13 protein-coding genes are annotated in these 15,583 nt (G+C 44.5%); 12 read left to right on the forward strand and 1 reads right to left on the reverse strand.

Going from position 1 to position 15,583, the window contains the following annotated elements; all coding sequences use genetic code 11:
- Positions 1 to 97: 97 nt before the first annotated feature.
- The 5 genes from O3651_RS07320 (at position 98) to O3651_RS07340 (ending at position 5,322) form a co-directional block, all read left to right on the forward strand.
- The gene (locus O3651_RS07320; protein ID WP_048763121.1) at positions 98 to 1,255 is read left to right on the forward strand and encodes an ABC transporter ATP-binding protein; all 1,158 of its coding nucleotides are present in this window, start codon (positions 98 to 100) and stop codon (positions 1,253 to 1,255) included.
- Positions 1,236 to 2,042, forward strand: a complete 807-nt coding sequence (locus O3651_RS07325; protein ID WP_048763122.1) for an ABC transporter permease — start codon at positions 1,236 to 1,238, stop codon at positions 2,040 to 2,042. The genes O3651_RS07320 and O3651_RS07325 overlap by 20 nt, the downstream gene beginning before the upstream one ends.
- Positions 2,039 to 2,812, forward strand: coding sequence for an ABC transporter permease (locus O3651_RS07330; RefSeq protein WP_005590157.1), 774 nt, complete (start codon positions 2,039 to 2,041; stop codon positions 2,810 to 2,812). The genes O3651_RS07325 and O3651_RS07330 overlap by 4 nt, the downstream gene beginning before the upstream one ends.
- Complete coding sequence (locus O3651_RS07335) at positions 2,809 to 3,879, forward strand: ABC transporter substrate-binding protein (RefSeq protein WP_371610052.1); 1,071 nt, start codon at positions 2,809 to 2,811, stop codon at positions 3,877 to 3,879. Before O3651_RS07330 ends, O3651_RS07335 begins: the two co-directional genes overlap by 4 nt.
- A 291-nt stretch (positions 3,880 to 4,170) precedes the next feature.
- Positions 4,171 to 5,322, forward strand: coding sequence for an iron-containing alcohol dehydrogenase (locus O3651_RS07340; protein WP_371610053.1), 1,152 nt, complete (start codon positions 4,171 to 4,173; stop codon positions 5,320 to 5,322).
- Between the two features lie 114 nt (positions 5,323 to 5,436).
- Here O3651_RS07340 and O3651_RS07345 read toward each other — a convergent pair whose 3' ends face one another.
- Positions 5,437 to 6,252: a Cof-type HAD-IIB family hydrolase gene (locus O3651_RS07345; protein WP_371610054.1), complete on the reverse strand. Its 816-nt coding sequence runs from the start codon at positions 6,250 to 6,252 to the stop codon at positions 5,437 to 5,439.
- Between the two features lie 137 nt (positions 6,253 to 6,389).
- Between O3651_RS07345 and proB the strand changes: the two genes are divergently transcribed.
- The 7 genes from proB to O3651_RS07380 all read left to right on the forward strand — a co-directional run.
- Positions 6,390 to 7,499 carry a glutamate 5-kinase gene (gene proB / locus O3651_RS07350; protein ID WP_371610055.1) on the forward strand — a complete coding sequence of 370 codons (1,110 nt, stop codon included), beginning with the start codon at positions 6,390 to 6,392 and terminating at the stop codon, positions 7,497 to 7,499.
- Between the two features lie 96 nt (positions 7,500 to 7,595).
- Positions 7,596 to 8,858, forward strand: a complete 1,263-nt coding sequence (locus tag O3651_RS07355) for a glutamate-5-semialdehyde dehydrogenase (protein WP_371610056.1) — start codon at positions 7,596 to 7,598, stop codon at positions 8,856 to 8,858.
- 2 nt (positions 8,859 to 8,860) lie between these two features.
- Positions 8,861 to 9,661, forward strand: a complete 801-nt coding sequence (proC, locus tag O3651_RS07360; RefSeq protein ID WP_371610063.1) for a pyrroline-5-carboxylate reductase — start codon at positions 8,861 to 8,863, stop codon at positions 9,659 to 9,661.
- Positions 9,662 to 9,897: 236 nt separating this feature from the next.
- Positions 9,898 to 11,169 (forward strand): DUF2130 domain-containing protein, encoded by a 1,272-nt coding sequence (locus O3651_RS07365; protein ID WP_371610057.1) that lies wholly within the window; start codon positions 9,898 to 9,900, stop codon positions 11,167 to 11,169.
- 9 nt (positions 11,170 to 11,178) lie between these two features.
- Positions 11,179 to 11,622: an N-acetyltransferase family protein gene (locus O3651_RS07370; RefSeq protein ID WP_371610058.1), complete on the forward strand. Its 444-nt coding sequence runs from the start codon at positions 11,179 to 11,181 to the stop codon at positions 11,620 to 11,622.
- A gap of 101 nt (positions 11,623 to 11,723) precedes the next feature.
- The gene (gene truB / locus O3651_RS07375) at positions 11,724 to 12,602 is read left to right on the forward strand and encodes a tRNA pseudouridine(55) synthase TruB (protein ID WP_371610059.1); all 879 of its coding nucleotides are present in this window, start codon (positions 11,724 to 11,726) and stop codon (positions 12,600 to 12,602) included.
- Between the two features lie 282 nt (positions 12,603 to 12,884).
- The coding region (locus O3651_RS07380; RefSeq protein ID WP_371610060.1) for a GbpC/Spa domain-containing protein at positions 12,885 to 15,583 on the forward strand (2,699 nt) is incomplete at its 3' end.

Genomic DNA, 15,583 nt, shown 5'->3' on the forward strand with positions numbered 1-15,583 from the left:
CGCAAGTATGCAGGGCCATAGTAGCCCTCGAGAGGTTTTTTTGGTCTGACAGAGCCAAAAATCTGTTAATACATGGAAAAGAAGGAATTTATGCCAATTGAAAAAACCAATTATTGAGTTCAAAAACGTTTCAAAGGTTTTTGAAGACAGTAACACCGTCGTTCTCAAAGATATTAACTTTGAATTAGAAGAAGGAAAATTTTATACGCTTCTAGGAGCTTCTGGCTCTGGGAAGTCAACCATCCTTAATATTATTGCAGGACTTTTGGATGCGACTACGGGAGACATCTTTTTGGATGGTGTCCGCATCAATGACATTCCTACCAATAAGCGGGATGTTCACACCGTATTTCAGTCCTACGCTCTTTTCCCGCATATGAATGTCTTTGAGAATGTAGCCTTTCCATTGCGTTTGCGGAAGGTAGACAAAAAAGAAATTGAAGAACGGGTTACTGAAGTTCTGAAAATGGTTCAGCTGGAAGGATATGAGCGTCGTTCAATTCGGAGACTCTCAGGCGGTCAACGCCAGCGGGTAGCCATTGCCCGTGCCATCATCAATCGGCCGCGTGTTGTCCTACTAGATGAGCCACTTTCTGCGCTGGATTTGAAGTTGCGGACGGATATGCAATATGAGCTCCGTGAACTCCAACAGCGCCTTGGGATCACTTTTGTCTTTGTCACCCACGATCAGGAAGAAGCCCTAGCTATGAGTGACTGGATTTTTGTCATGAATGAAGGGGAGATTGTCCAGTCAGGAACGCCAGTGGACATCTATGATGAGCCGATTAACCACTTTGTTGCGACCTTTATCGGAGAATCTAATATCTTGCCAGGTAAGATGATCGAAGACTACTTGGTCGAGTTCAATGGTAAGCGTTTTGAAGCAGTTGACGGAGGAATGCGACCAAACGAATCCGTTGAAGTAGTGATTCGTCCAGAAGATTTGCGCATTACCTTGCCTGAAGAAGGAAAACTGCAGGTTAAAGTGGATACCCAGCTTTTCCGCGGGGTTCATTATGAAATCATCGCCTATGATGAACTCGGCAATGAATGGATGATCCACTCAACTCGCAAGGCCATCGTCGGAGAAGAAATCGGTCTGGACTTTGAGCCAGAGGATATCCATATCATGCGCCTCAATGAAACCGAAGAAGAATTCGATGCTCGGATTGAAGAATACGTAGAAATCGAAGAGCAAGAAGCAGGGCTGATCAATGCCATTGAGGAGGAAAGAGATGAAGAAAACAACCTCTAACCTTTTTATGCTTCCATATTTTCTTTGGATTCTGCTTTTTGTCCTAGCTCCAGTGATAATGATTGTCTGGAAATCATTCTTTAATATCGAAGGGCAGTTCACGCTGGAAAACTATCGGATTTATTTCACGTCGCAGAATTTGACCTATCTGAAAATGAGCTTTAATTCGGTATTTTACGCAGGCATCATCACCTTGGTGACCTTGCTCATTTCCTATCCGACTGCTTATTTTTTGACCCAGCTCAAGCATCGCCAGCTCTGGCTCATGCTGATTGTCCTACCGACTTGGATTAATCTTTTGCTTAAGGCCTATGCCTTCATCGGTATTTTTGGGCAAAACGGCTCGGTGAATGAATTTCTGACCTTTATCGGTATCGGTCCCAAGCAGATTCTTTTCACTGACTTTTCTTTTATATTTGTTGCCAGCTATATTGAGTTGCCCTTTATGATTCTGCCCATTTTCAATGTCTTGGATGATTTGGATCCCAACCTCATCAATGCCAGCTATGACTTGGGTGCCAATCGTTGGCAGACTTTCCGCAATGTGGTCTTTCCGCTTTCAATGAATGGCGTGAGAAGTGGCGTGCAGTCTGTCTTCATTCCTAGTCTCAGCCTCTTCATGCTGACGCGTTTGATCGGTGGAAATCGTGTCATCACGCTGGGAACTGCTATTGAACAGCATTTCTTGACAACGCAGAACTGGGGGATGGGCTCAACAATCGGAGTGGTTCTGATTATTGCCATGCTCTTCACTATGTGGGCAACCAAGGAAAGGAGAGAACGATGAAAAAATTTGCTAATCTCTATTTAGCGATTGTGTTTCTAATCCTTTATCTTCCGATCTTTTATTTGATTGCCTATGCTTTCAATGCTGGCGATGATATGAATAAATTTACTGGCTTTGATTTGGTTCATTTTCAAAAGTTATTTGAAGATTCGCGCTTGATTTTGATTTTGGCGCAGACATTCTTCTTAGCCTTTCTTTCTTCCCTCATTGCTACGATTATCGGAACTTTCGGTGCTATTTATATTTACCAAGCTCGCAAGAAATATCAAGATGCCTTCCTATCCATCAATAATATTTTGATGGTGGCGCCTGACGTTATGATTGGGGCTAGCTTCCTGATTCTCTTTACCACGGCTAAATTCCAGCTGGGCTTTGTGTCCGTTTTGGCCAGCCACGTCGCTTTTTCAATTCCTATTGTTGTGTTAATGATTTTGCCAAGGCTGAAAGAAATGAATGACGACATGATTAAGGCTGCTTATGATTTGGGAGCTAGTCAAGTACAGATGCTCAAGGAAATCATGCTGCCTTATCTGACACCAGCCATCATTGCCGGTTATTTTATGGCTTTCACCTACTCACTCGATGACTTTGCTGTGACCTTCTTTGTAACAGGAAATGGCTTCTCGACTCTTTCCGTAGAAATTTATTCCCGTGCACGGCAAGGAATTTCCTTGGAAATCAATGCCCTGTCTGCTCTGGTCTTTCTCTTTAGTATCGTTTTAGTCATTGGCTATTACTTTATCACGCGTGAGAAGGAGGAAGCAGCATGAAAAAACTCTATTCGTTTTTAGCAGGGATTCTTGCGATTATCCTGATTTTGTGGGGCATTAGCTATCGGATTGAGAGTAAATCCAATAGTAAGGGCAGTGATAAATTGGTTGTCTATAACTGGGGAGATTACATTGATCCGGAATTGCTGACAGAGTTTACTAAGGAAACAGGCGTGCAGGTGCAGTATGAAACCTTCGACTCTAACGAAGCCATGTACACAAAAATCAAACAAGGTGGTACAACCTACGATATCGCAATCCCAAGCGAGTACATGATTGCCAAAATGATGAAGGAAAACTTGGTAGAGAAATTGGACCATAGCCAGATCAAAGGCTTGGAAAATATTGGTTCAGACTTTTTGGATCAGCCATTTGATCCAGGAAACCAGTATTCCATTCCTTATTTCTGGGGAACCCTGGGCATTGTTTACAATACTAAAATGGTCGAGCATGCGCCTGAGCACTGGAACGATCTCTGGAAGCCAGAATACAGAAACTCCATCATGATGATTGACGGAGCCCGTGAAGTCATGGGGATTGGTCTGAACTCGGATGGTCATAGTCTTAACTCCAAAGATGCTGACCAGCTGCAGGAGGCTGTCGATAAACTTTACACTCTGACGCCTAATATCAAAGCCATCGTTGCTGATGAGATGAAGGGCTACATGATTCAGAATAATGCGGCTATCGGCGTGACCTTCTCTGGCGAAGCTCGCCAAATGCTGGAAGCCAACGAAGATCTGCGCTATGTCGTTCCGACAGAAGCCAGCAACCTTTGGTTTGATAATATCGTTATTCCAAAGACGGTCAAAAATAAAAAAGCTGCATATCAGTTTATCAATTTCATGCTGAGACCAGAAAATGCTTATAAAAACGCCCTTTATGTTGGCTACTCAACGCCAAACCTTCCTGCCAAGGCCATGCTGCCAGAAGAAGTACAGGAAGACGAGGCTTTCTATCCAACCGAAGAAACCATGAAGCATCTGGAAGTCTATCAGCAATTAGGTCCAAAATGGCTTGGAACCTACAACGACCTCTATCTTCAAGTCAAAATGTATCGCAAGTAGCCAAAGAAGAGGCTGGGACAAAAGTCCTAGCCTCTAAATTGTCTTTGGATTATCGAGCAAGGCGCAGGGGTTGAGTGGGCTCCACTACGCTGATTTCATCAGCTTTTACAGCCCTACTCAACTGTGCGGAGGTGGGACGACGAAATCGAATTCTAACGAATTACCGATTTCTGTCCCACTCTCTTTTTTATATTTTGACTTGTATAATTATTTGAAAAGCAGAGGAGAAAGTGGTAAAATTATATTAACATATGCAATAGAGCTTTGTGCTCAATTAAGGAGGAAATCATTATGTCAGTTTTCTACGTTCCATCAGTCAATTTGATTGGTAAGGGTGTCATCAATGAATTTGGCGGTCATGTCAAAGAGTTGGGCTTCAGGAAAGCTCTAATCGTTACAGACCACTACATTGCATCCAGTGACATTTTACAAAAAGTCATCAGGCCGCTAGAAGCAGAAGGCATTGAATATGTGGTTTTTGAAGGTGTAGACCCAAATCCTTCTTGTAAGAATGTCTACGATGGCTTAGCTACTCTTCAAGAAAATGATTGTGATTTTATTATCAGTGTAGGTGGTGGCTCTCCTCAAGATGCTGCTAGCTGTATTTCCATCATGGCGACAAATGGAGGCAAGCCGCAGGATTATGAGGGGCTCCACAAGTCTAAAGAAAAGGGTCTGCCAGTTGTAGCCATCAACACCACGGCAGGGACTTCTGCTGAAATCACTATCAACTATGTCATCACGGACGAAGAACGCAAGGTTAAGATGGTGATGGTTGATAAAAACAGTCTGGCTCTCATCTCTGTCAATGACCCAGAGCTCATGGTTTCCAAACCAGCTAATTTAACGGCAGCGACTGGGATGGATGCTTTGACTCATGCTGTTGAGGCCTTGGTAACTCCTGGCGCTTATGGCGTGACCAAGAAACTGTCTATCGGTGCTATTGAGTTGATAAAGGAATATTTGCCGCGTGCAGTCGCTAATGGCCATGATATAGAAGCGCGTGAAGCTATGGTTAATGCTATTTTCCTTGGCGGAATGTCCTTTAACAATGCAGGTCTGGGCTACGTGCATTCGATGGCTCACCAGCTTGGTGCGGTCTATCATCTACCACATGGCGTTTGCTGCGCTATGCTTCTACCAGTAGTTGAGCGTGAAAATGCCAAACGTGTACCAGCAGCCTTTAGAAATGTGGCTAAAGCTTTAGGTTTGCATACCGAAGGCAAGACTGATGAAGAATGTGCAGCATATGCCATTTCGGAAATCGAAACCTTGTCCGAAACGGTCGGTATTCCTAAGAAACTGACCGAGCTTGGCATTGAAGAAAAGGACTTTGACTTTGAATACCTTTCTAAGAATGCTTTGATTGATGCTTGCGCACCTGGCAATCCTTTCATGCCGACTTTGGAAGAAACCATTGCTTTATACAAGGAATTGTTTTAAGCCAAAGGAAAAAGCTCTCCCTCTAAACTTAGTTGATTTATATCAAAAAAAGACAGTTGCTCTCTCTCCTACAACTGTCTTTTTAATTTATGGAAATGGGATGGTCGTACAGGATTAGTGCTCTAAAATAAACTTAGCAATAGCTGTGGCGACGCCATTTTCTTCATTGCTATCTGTCACGTAGTCGGCCAAGTCTTTGACATGTTGACTGGAATTCCCCATGGCAACGCCCAAGCCAGCAAATTGCAGCATTTCAATATCATTATTCGCATCGCCCAGTGCCATGATTTCCTCAGGCTTGATTTCTAGACCTTGCGCCAGACGTTCTAGGGCAAAGGCTTTTGTAACACCTTTTGGCATCGCCTCATAGATGACAGGCTGGGAACGGACGCCACTGAATCGTTGGCAGAGCTCTTGAGCGAACTTGGTTTCAAAATCATCTACCTGCTCAGGATTTCCTAGAAACATAGCTTGAAACATTCGATGCTGACCGCTGCAAGCTTCTTCAAGGCTGATTTCAGTAGGAGTCGTAAAGACGAGGGCCGCATCATCTGTCACAATTTTGCTGGCCTTTTCCCCTACGACGAAGTAATGCTCTTCATCAAACAAGGTTAACTGTACTTGGCTCTGCTCGGCTAAACTGTAGAGGTAGCGAATATCATTGGGCTTTAATTCTTGCCAGTCAACGACCTGCCAATCGCTAGTCTGATGGATAGCGCAGCCATTGTCTACTATGACATATTCGTTTTCATTCTCCAAGCCCAACTCCTGATAGTAGGGCTTGACACCCACGAGCGGTCTACCTGTACAGAGGACCAGCTTGACTCCAGCTTGGATAGCTTGGTGAATGGCATCAATATGAGCTTGAGGAATCTTTTTTTCCTCAGTTAGTAGGGTTCCATCCATATCAAGGGCAATTAGTTTAATCATAGTTTTTCTCCAATAGTATTTGTGAATATTATAGCATATTTTCTATTGCTAGGAGAGCAGAAATGGGGAAAGATTGTTTTTTTAATTTTCCTGTCCTTATGGTATAATAAGAAAATCTAGTAAGGAAAAGAGAAGCTATGAAAGCAAAGCGTATTGTATTTAAAGTTGGAACGAGCTCGTTGACAAATCCTGATGGTAGCCTGTCGCGGGCAAAGGTGCGGGAAATCACGCATCAATTATCGGTCTTACACGAAGCCGGACATGAGTTGATTTTGGTATCGTCTGGAGCCATTGCGGCAGGTTTTTCTTCTCTAGGATTTAAAAAACGCCCCACCAAGGTAGCCGATAAACAGGCTTCGGCAGCTGTTGGTCAGGGCCTTCTCCTAGAGGAGTACACAACTAATCTGCTTCTGAAGAAGATTGTATCTGCCCAGATCTTGCTAACGCAGGATGATTTTGCGGATAAACGGCGTTACAAAAATGCCCACCAAGCTTTGTCAGTCCTCCTTAATCGGGGTGCCATTCCCATTATCAATGAGAATGACACAGTTTCTATCGAGGAGCTAAAGGTGGGAGATAATGACACGCTCAGTGCTCAGGTGGCAGCCATGGTTCAGGCGGATCTTTTGGTACTTTTGACAGATGTTGATGGGCTTTACACAGCCAACCCGGCTACTGATCCAACCGCCCAACGTCTTGAAAGAATTGAGACAATCTCTAGCGATTTGATTGACATGGCAGGCGGGGCAGGCTCCAGCAATGGCACTGGCGGCATGCTGACAAAAATCAAAGCAGCAACTTTGGCGACCATGTCTGGTGTACCAGTTTATATTTGTTCGTCGCTTAAAAGTAATGCTTTATTGGAGGCGGCGAGCCAGACTCGAGATGGGAGCCTTTTCTCAGCGCAGGATAAGGGCTTGAAGACGCAAAAACAGTGGCTAGCTTTCTATGCCAAGAGCCAAGGTGTCATCTATGTAGATCGGGGAGCGGCACAGGCACTCCGCTACGATGGTAAAAGCCTTCTGGCATCTGGAATTGTTAGGTTAGATGGGCATTTTTCTTACCAAGATACGGTGACGGTGTATGAAGAAGAGACTGGTGCGGTTTTAGGAAAGGGGCGCGTGCGCTTTGGTAAACCTGCCCTCAAAGATATGTTGCGATCTAGCAAGCCAAAGGGAGTCGTGATTCATCGTGACGATTGGATTTCTATTACTCCAGAGCTCCAACTGCTCTTTTCTGAATTTTAAGAGGAAATAGGAGCTTACTTATTTCCTTTACCCGAACTCTCCAAAATCTTTATCAATTGTAAAAAGAAATTATTGTATCTTACGAAAGGAGGCGCTATGACCTCAACACAAGAATTATTTAAAATTGTAAAAAAGTCAAAAAAATCAATCAACACAGCTACAACTGCTGAAAAAAATCAAGCATTAGAGGAAATGGCAAAGCAGCTCTGGCTTTCTCGTGCTGATATTTTAGCAGCTAATGAACTGGATATGGCAGCGGCTAAAGGTAAAATCTCTGATGTGATGCTGGACCGCCTTTATCTAGATGAGGAGCGGATTGCTGCCATGGCAGAAGGTATTCGCCAGCTGATTGATTTGGAGGATCCTGTCGGTCAAGTCTTGGAAAGGACTGAGCTTGAGAACGGCCTCGTCATCAGTAAAAAGCGAGTGGCTATGGGCGTGATTGGCATTATCTACGAAAGTCGGCCCAATGTCACTTCTGACGCTGCGGCTCTGGCCCTAAAGAGTGGTAGTGCAGTCGTGCTCAGAAGCGGTAAGGATGCCTATCAGACTGCGCTAGCTATTGTCACAGCTCTGAAAAACGGCTTGGCTCAGACGGAGATTTCGCCGGAATGTATCCAGTTGGTTTCTGATACCAGTCGGGCTTCCGCCCAGGCAATGATGAAGGCCAAAGGTTATCTGGATTTGCTCATTCCTCGTGGTGGCGCGGGATTGATTCAGGCGGTTGTGGAAAATGCCACTGTGCCGGTTATTGAGACGGGTACCGGAATTGTCCATATCTATGTAGATAAGGATGCTGATCAAGCTAAGGCTTTGACGATTATTGAGAATGCCAAGACCAGTCGCCCCTCTGTTTGCAATGCCATGGAAGTACTACTAGTTCATGAAGAGATTGCAGCAGCATTTTTACCACGTTTGCAGAAGATGCTAGTGACAGATCGAGATGCTGCGCAAGAAAACCTTGTTGAATTACGTTTGGATGAGAAAGCAGCTCAGTATATCTCAGGAATACAAGCTAAATCGGAAGATTTTGATACCGAATTCTTGGACTATATCTTAGCAGTCAAGCTGGTTTCCTCGCTGGAAGAAGCGGTGGAGCATATTGAAGCTCACAGCACCCATCACTCGGATGCCATTGTGACGGAGAATGATGCAGCGGCAGCTTACTTCACAGAGCAGGTGGATAGCGCAGCAGTTTATGTCAATGCCTCAACCCGCTTTACAGACGGTGGTCAGTTTGGCCTTGGCTGCGAAATGGGGATTTCTACTCAGAAACTGCATGCCAGAGGTCCTATGGGGCTGAAAGAGCTGACCAGCTATAAGTATGTCATTCAGGGTACTGGTCAAGTGAGGAAATAATGATGAAAATTGGATTTATCGGTCTGGGAAATATGGGTGGTAATCTCGCTCGTCTAGTTGCCCAAGATGAAAGATACAGAAACGACTTACTATTGGCCAACCGTAGTCGGTACAAGGCTGAAAAGATTGCTGCAGAACTTGGTGGTCAGCCGGCCAGTAATGCAGAAGTTTTTGCTCAGGCAGAGGTGATTTTTCTGGGCATCAAACCTGCTCAATTTGCTGACTTGCTGGCTGAGTATCAGGAAATTCTAGACAAACGGGCTTCTCTTCTGCTAGTTTCGATGGCTGCTGGTCTGAGCTTGGAAATATTAGAAAAATTGACACCTAGCCACCATCGTTGGATTCGGATCATGCCTAATACACCAGTAGCTGTTGGCGAGGGTGTTATTAGCTATGCCTTATCCCAGCAAGCGAATCAAGCGGATGAAGACTTGTTGCGGGAACTTCTGTCTTCGGCTGGTCTTCTGGTCAAACTAGAGGAAAAGCAGTTGGATGCAGCGACAGCTCTTGCTGGCTGTGGACCCGCCTTCGTCTATCTCTTTATCGAGGCCTTAGCGGACGCTGGTGTCCGAGCAGGACTCAGTCGCGACATATCGCTTGAACTGGCCAATCAAACTCTCTTAGGCGCTGCCAAGCTAGGTAAGGTCAGTGGGCAACATCCGGCTCAACTCAAAGACCAGGTCTGCAGTCCAGCCGGTTCGACCATCGCTGGGGTAGCCAGTCTGGAAGAAAATGCCTTTCGAGGAACGGTCATGGCAGCCGTTCAAGCTGCCTACAAGAGGACGCAGGAGTTGGGGAAATGAAGGATTTACCAGTTTTGAACCGATTTCTGACGGTTTGAAATAACAAGCTAACTTTCAGTGGACATGCTTTAGGGTAAACTAGGAAACATCTAAAAAAATTTCTATTGACCCTTCAGAAGATAATGGGGAAAGTATATTAATTCCCTCAACAAACAGCAAGCCAAGTGGCTTGCTGTTTTTCATTTAAAGGGAAGAATGGTATAATGAAATATAGAAAATCTTGAATGAGGTACCCCATGAATGAAATCAAATGCCCCAACTGCGGGGAGGTTTTTACAGTCAATGAGAGCCAGTACAGTGAGCTTTTGTCGCAGGTTCGGACTTCAGAGTTTGACAAGGAAATTCATGCTCGGATTGAGCAGGAACTGGCTTTAGCAGAGCAAAAATCCCAGAATGCCCAACAAGCTTTGCTATCGCAGAAAGAGCAGGAAATTAGCAAGCTTCAAAGCCAGATTGCTCAGTTTGAGACCCAGCAGGAATTGGCAAAGAAAGAGGCGGAGCAGGCAGCTAGTCTTCAATTGCAGGAGAAGGATAAGGAAGTCCAGCAATTGGAAAGTCAGCTGACAACTCTGCGCTTGGAGCATGAAAATCAATTGCAAAAGACCTTGTCGGCGCTGGAAAAAGAGCGCGACGAGGTTAAGAATCAGCTAGTTTTGCAAGAAAAGGAAGCAGCACTCGCTCAGACTTCTCTCAAAGAGCGCTATGAGGTAGAGCTGCGGCAGAAAGATGAGACCATAGAGTTCTACAAGGATTTCAAGGCCAAGCAGTCTACTAAGATGATTGGCGAGAGTTTGGAACAGCACTGCGAGTACGAGTTTAACAAGAACCGTATGGCCATGTTTCCAAGAGCTGAGTTCGGCAAAGACAATGATGCAAGAACCGGCAGCAAGGGTGACTACATTTACCGTGAGGTGGATGAAAATGGTGTAGAAATCCTCTCTATCATGTTTGAGATGAAAAATGAAGGCGATGAGACAGCGACCAAGAAGAAAAATGAGCATTTTTTCAAAGAGCTGGATAAGGACCGGCGGGAGAAAGGCTGTGAGTATGCTATTCTGGTGACACTTCTTGAGGCTGACAGCGAGCTCTACAATTCGGGTATTGTCGATGTGTCCTATGCCTATGAGAAGATGTATGTCATCCGGCCTCAGTTCTTTCTGCCTATGATTACCCTCTTGCGTAATGCTGCGCTCAACTCGCTCCAGTATAAGCAGGAACTGGCCTTGGTGCGGGAGCAGAACATTGATATTACGCATTTTGAGGAAGATTTGGATGCCTTTAAAGTTGCTTTTGCCAAGAACTATCAGTCTGCTTCGACCAATTTCGGCAAGGCCATCGAGGAGATTGACAAGGCCATCCGTCGGATGGAAGAAATCAAGAAATTCCTGACGACCTCTGAAAACCAGCTGCGCTTGGCTAATAATAAACTGGACGACGTCTCTGTCAAAAAATTGACACGCAAAAATCCTACTATGAAAGCGAAGTTTGAAGCTTTGAAGGGAGACTAGGAGGATCCTATGCAGATACGAAAAGTAACCATGAAAGATGCTGAAGCCTTACTGTCTTTATACGAAGACTTGGGCTATCCAACGACCGCTTCTAAGCTGGCTCGACGTTTAGAAACGATTCTTTCTCAGCCGCATTATGGCTGTCTTTTAGCTGAAAGAAACGGAGAAATTTTAGGTTTCTTAGGTTATGCAAAGCTATTCTTTTTTGAAGCAGATGGATCTTACTATCGTATTTTAGCTTTGTCAGTTGCAAAAGAAGCAAGACGACAAGGAATTGCTAGTAGGCTAATCGATGAATTGAAAAAACAAGCGGTAAAAGAAGGAGTTAAGGCACTGACTCTAAATAGTGGATTAACTTCTGAACGAAATGCTGCACATCAGTTTTATCAGGCGGTTGGATTTGAAAAAGTGACTGCTGGCTTTGCCTTGCATTTAAAAAGTCAACATAAATAAATCATGAAAAATAGCAGAGGAAACAAAGTAATGTCTACAGCAAATATGAACAGCATAAGGATTTCCAAAAGAGAGTTTTAGTATTTTTAGAAAGTTAATCAATGAACGGAATTATCAACTTAAGAAAAGAAGCGGGTATGACCTCGCATGACGCGGTCTTTAAGCTGCGTAAAATTTGGGGAACGAAGAAAATTGGTCACGGGGGCACCTTGGATCCAGATGTAGTTGGAGTACTTCCGATTGCTGTGGGCAAGGCGACGCGCTTGGTCGAGTTTATGCAGGAGGAAGGCAAAGTTTACGAAGGTGAAATTACTCTGGGCTGCTCAACGACGACAGAGGATGCTAGTGGCGAAATTCTTGAGCGGACGCCAGTGACGGAGCTTTTAGAAGAGGCTCTCATCGATGAAGCGATGGAGTCCATGACTGGTGAGATTCGCCAGATTCCGCCCATGTACTCTGCAGTCAAGGTAAATGGCCGCAAGCTTTATGAGTATGCGCGTGCAGGTCAAGAAGTGGAGCGACCAGAGCGGCAGGTGACCATCTATAGTTTTGAGCGCACAAGTCCGATTTCCTATGAAGATGAGCAAGCTCGCTTTCGTTTTCGAGTCAAGTGCAGCAAGGGAACCTATGTTCGAACCCTGTCTGTTGATTTAGGAGCTAAGCTGGGCTTTGCCAGTCACATGTCCCAGCTGACAAGGACTTCTTCAGCAGGTATGAGCTTGGATGATGCTTTGACCTTGGATGAAATAGCGGAGCGAGTGGCAGTGGAGGATTTCTCCTTTCTACAGCCTCTGGAGTTGGGGACAGGTGATCTACCCAAGATTGAATTAACGATAGAGCAGCTAGAAGAAGTCCGCTTTGGTCGCTTTATTTTCATTGAAAATGCGGCAACAATCTTGGCTGGTTTTCATAAAGGTAAGCTTATCGCCATCTTAGAAAAAAGAGAAGAATCTTATAAACCTAAAAAAGTTTTTCTTTGATCATATGAAAATATCAGAGTCCTGAAATTTATTTTCAGGATTTTTTATATAACTTGAATAATTAATCAAATCTATAAACTAAAAATGTATAAAAATACTGTTCGAATAGATCAGAAACACTTATAAAATTTACTGTGAATTTTGAAATAGTAAAACTCAAAAATTGGACAGTTTCTTTAAAAATGATCAATTAATTAAAAGGCTATAAAATTGCTTAAATCTTACTTATATGGTACACTTGAGGGAGTGACAATTTTAGAATAATAAGGAGGGTTCCAATACATGGGACAAGACTGGAAGAAAATAGAAAGGCAACGTTTTACGATTCGTAAGACGAGAGCATGGGGAGCATGTTCTGTTTTTCTAGGATCAAGTATTTTCTTTCTAGGAGGGGGAGTTGCAAGTGCGCAAGAAGTTAGTCCTTCTGCACAAGATCAAGCACCTCAAGTAGCAGAAGCTGCTAGAGTTTCAGATGAAAAAGAGTCTGAGAAACAGGCAACTGAAGCACAAGCTGAACCTGAAAAGAATACTGCGTCATCAAGTGCAAATGATCAAGCAACTGAAGCTAAAGATCAAGCTGCACCGAGCACTGAAGAAGTAGTTAAAGCAGAAGAAGCTGCTGTTTCAAAAGACGAAAAGTCAGAAGAAACAAGCGCTCCGAAAGAAGCTAAAGCAGAAGAAAAGGCTGAGCCAAAAGAAGATAAAACAGCAAGTACTGAGGCTAGTGCAGCCGCACAACCTAAGCGTTCAGGCACATCAGGATTCAGAAGTGTTAGCGGTACATCAGGATTCCGAAATACTGGTGCTACTCGTCAAGGATCTGACTATACTGTTACCCAAGACGGTAATCTAGCTACAGTTCAAGCTAATGCCTTGAAAACTCAGTTGGATAGAGCAGCATCTGAGAACTTGCCAGTTACACCAAATCAGCTTAGAAATTTTGGAACCGCAACAACTGACGAAGAAAGACGCAACTTAGAACGTCAAGCAGCGGATCTTCAAAATACTGAAGCTCAGGCAATGAATAAAAAAATCTCTGATTACTTAGTGGCCAAACAAAGAGCTCAACAATTAACCGGTAAAGAAGGAAGCTTGCAACAGCTTGCACCACAGAACTTCGTATTTACCGATGAGCCAAATGCAACGGCTAAGATTAGGCTGGCACAAGGAGACTGGTTCGTCAAAGACAGTACGCTCACATCTCGAAATCAATATGTTCGTGAAGCTTTGGACAGCCGAAGCTACAGTGAGTGGCGAGACGGGACAACGACCCAACCAAATGCAGTCATCACTAGAGCTGATACGAGTCAGCCAGCAGCTGAGCGAATCATCAAGGACCAAACAGATGGTTACTACATGGTTCATACGCAAGTTGGTAGAACCACAACAGTAGAGTACACGTTGAAGAATTCTTCTGTTGGTGGTCGACCTATTACGAAAGCTATTGCTCGATATACGCCTAAGAAGAGTTCTGCTTATGATGATAGTATGGTAATGGCTATCCATAAAGACCCAACTATGACAGTTTGGAATGGATCCAGCTATGATCGTAAAGGAACTGGTAACCAGTTGCATATGGAATGGGAATTCTATTATGCGGACGGTACTAAGGTAGACTTTGGTAAAACACCTGGTGTTGTTTCTTTCGCTTCACGTAACCACCACGGGGACGATATTTACGCTGAAATTTATGGTAATTTGAGCTCAAATATGCAGAATGTACAAATTGTAGGTTCTTCTATCGTTCCACAGGCAAATGGTTGGTACTATGCAAATGGTAAGAATAACTCTTATAAAGGCCAAACTGAATATCAATGGGACCAACAAGGTAATCCAAATGAATTCTGGGGAGCGGGTGCTGCAAAAGTTACAAGTGGTACATCATTGAGCTTTGATATTGCTACCACTAACCCTGGTCGGTACTGGCCACGCCCAATTCGCCAATGGTTCTCATTTAATACCAATGTAAAAGCGAATAACGTCGTAACTAACCCTAATTTGTCTTATACTCCTGCAGCATATGTCAATGAAGTTCCAGCACCAGAACCAGAAAAGTCTTATGACAGATTTGTCATGGATATTCCACATAATGTCAGAGTCGTAGATTATGAGAATGCCACTCCAGATCAAAAACGCGCCTTCGACAATCAAACTGGTTCTCAGATTGTTTACCAACAAGGTAAAGACGGACAGGTTATTGTTGTAGGACCAAAACCAGAAAACCTAAATGACGTACCGAATCCTAAGTTTACAGCTCAAGAACTTGAGACACTTAAAAATGGTGGAACTGTAAGAGGATTTAAGGGACATAATTACGTTGATCCTGTAGATACCATCATGGTTGTCAAACGTAATGCGGGACCAACTGGACCTAAGGGGGATAAAGGTGCCACTGGTGCTACTGGCGCAACCGGCGTAGCAGGCCCGAAAGGTGATAAGGGCGCAACTGGAGCAACTGGTGCCACAGGAGCCACTGGCGCAGCAGGCCCGAAAGGTGATAAAGGCGCAACTGGAGCTACAGGAGCCACTGGCGCAGCAGGACCAAAAGGCGATAAGGGCGCAACAGGTGCTACAGGAGCGACCGGAGCCAAGGGCGATAAAGGAGCCACTGGCGCTGCAGGGCCAAAAGGCGATAAGGGCGCAACAGGTGCTACAGGCGCAACCGGTGTAGCAGGCCCGAAAGGCGATAAAGGTGAAACAGGCGCAACCGGCGCAACAGGTGCTACAGGAGCGACCGGAGCCAAAGGCGATAAAGGTGCAACTGGTGCAGCAGGCCCGAAAGGCGATAAAGGTGCAACAGGTGCCACAGGAGCGACCGGAGCTAAGGGTGATAAAGGTGAAACTGGAGCAACTGGCGCTAAAGGCGAAGATGGTAAGCCATCATTAGCCCAAGTTGTCGATAATAACAACGGTACTCACACTGTTAAAGTTGGACTTGATAAGAACGGCAATGGTCAGTTGGATCCAGACGAAGTAACCTC

Source organism: Streptococcus sp. 27098_8_73 (genome assembly GCF_041432495.1).
Taxonomy (GTDB): Bacteria; Bacillota; Bacilli; order Lactobacillales; family Streptococcaceae; genus Streptococcus.

Coding starts and splice junctions, on each gene's coding strand:
- proC (WP_371610063.1), top strand. CDS start 8,861: ATGAAAATTGGATTTATCGGTCTGGGAAATATGGGTGGTAATCTCGCT.
- O3651_RS07355 (WP_371610056.1), top strand. CDS start 7,596: ATGACCTCAACACAAGAATTATTTAAAATTGTAAAAAAGTCAAAAAAA.
- O3651_RS07325 (WP_048763122.1), top strand. CDS start 1,236: ATGAAGAAAACAACCTCTAACCTTTTTATGCTTCCATATTTTCTTTGG.
- O3651_RS07335 (WP_371610052.1), top strand. CDS start 2,809: ATGAAAAAACTCTATTCGTTTTTAGCAGGGATTCTTGCGATTATCCTG.
- proB (WP_371610055.1), top strand. CDS start 6,390: ATGAAAGCAAAGCGTATTGTATTTAAAGTTGGAACGAGCTCGTTGACA.
- O3651_RS07330 (WP_005590157.1), top strand. CDS start 2,039: ATGAAAAAATTTGCTAATCTCTATTTAGCGATTGTGTTTCTAATCCTT.
- O3651_RS07365 (WP_371610057.1), top strand. CDS start 9,898: ATGAATGAAATCAAATGCCCCAACTGCGGGGAGGTTTTTACAGTCAAT.
- O3651_RS07345 (WP_371610054.1), bottom strand. CDS start 6,252: ATGATTAAACTAATTGCCCTTGATATGGATGGAACCCTACTAACTGAG.
- O3651_RS07340 (WP_371610053.1), top strand. CDS start 4,171: ATGTCAGTTTTCTACGTTCCATCAGTCAATTTGATTGGTAAGGGTGTC.
- truB (WP_371610059.1), top strand. CDS start 11,724: ATGAACGGAATTATCAACTTAAGAAAAGAAGCGGGTATGACCTCGCAT.
- O3651_RS07370 (WP_371610058.1), top strand. CDS start 11,179: ATGCAGATACGAAAAGTAACCATGAAAGATGCTGAAGCCTTACTGTCT.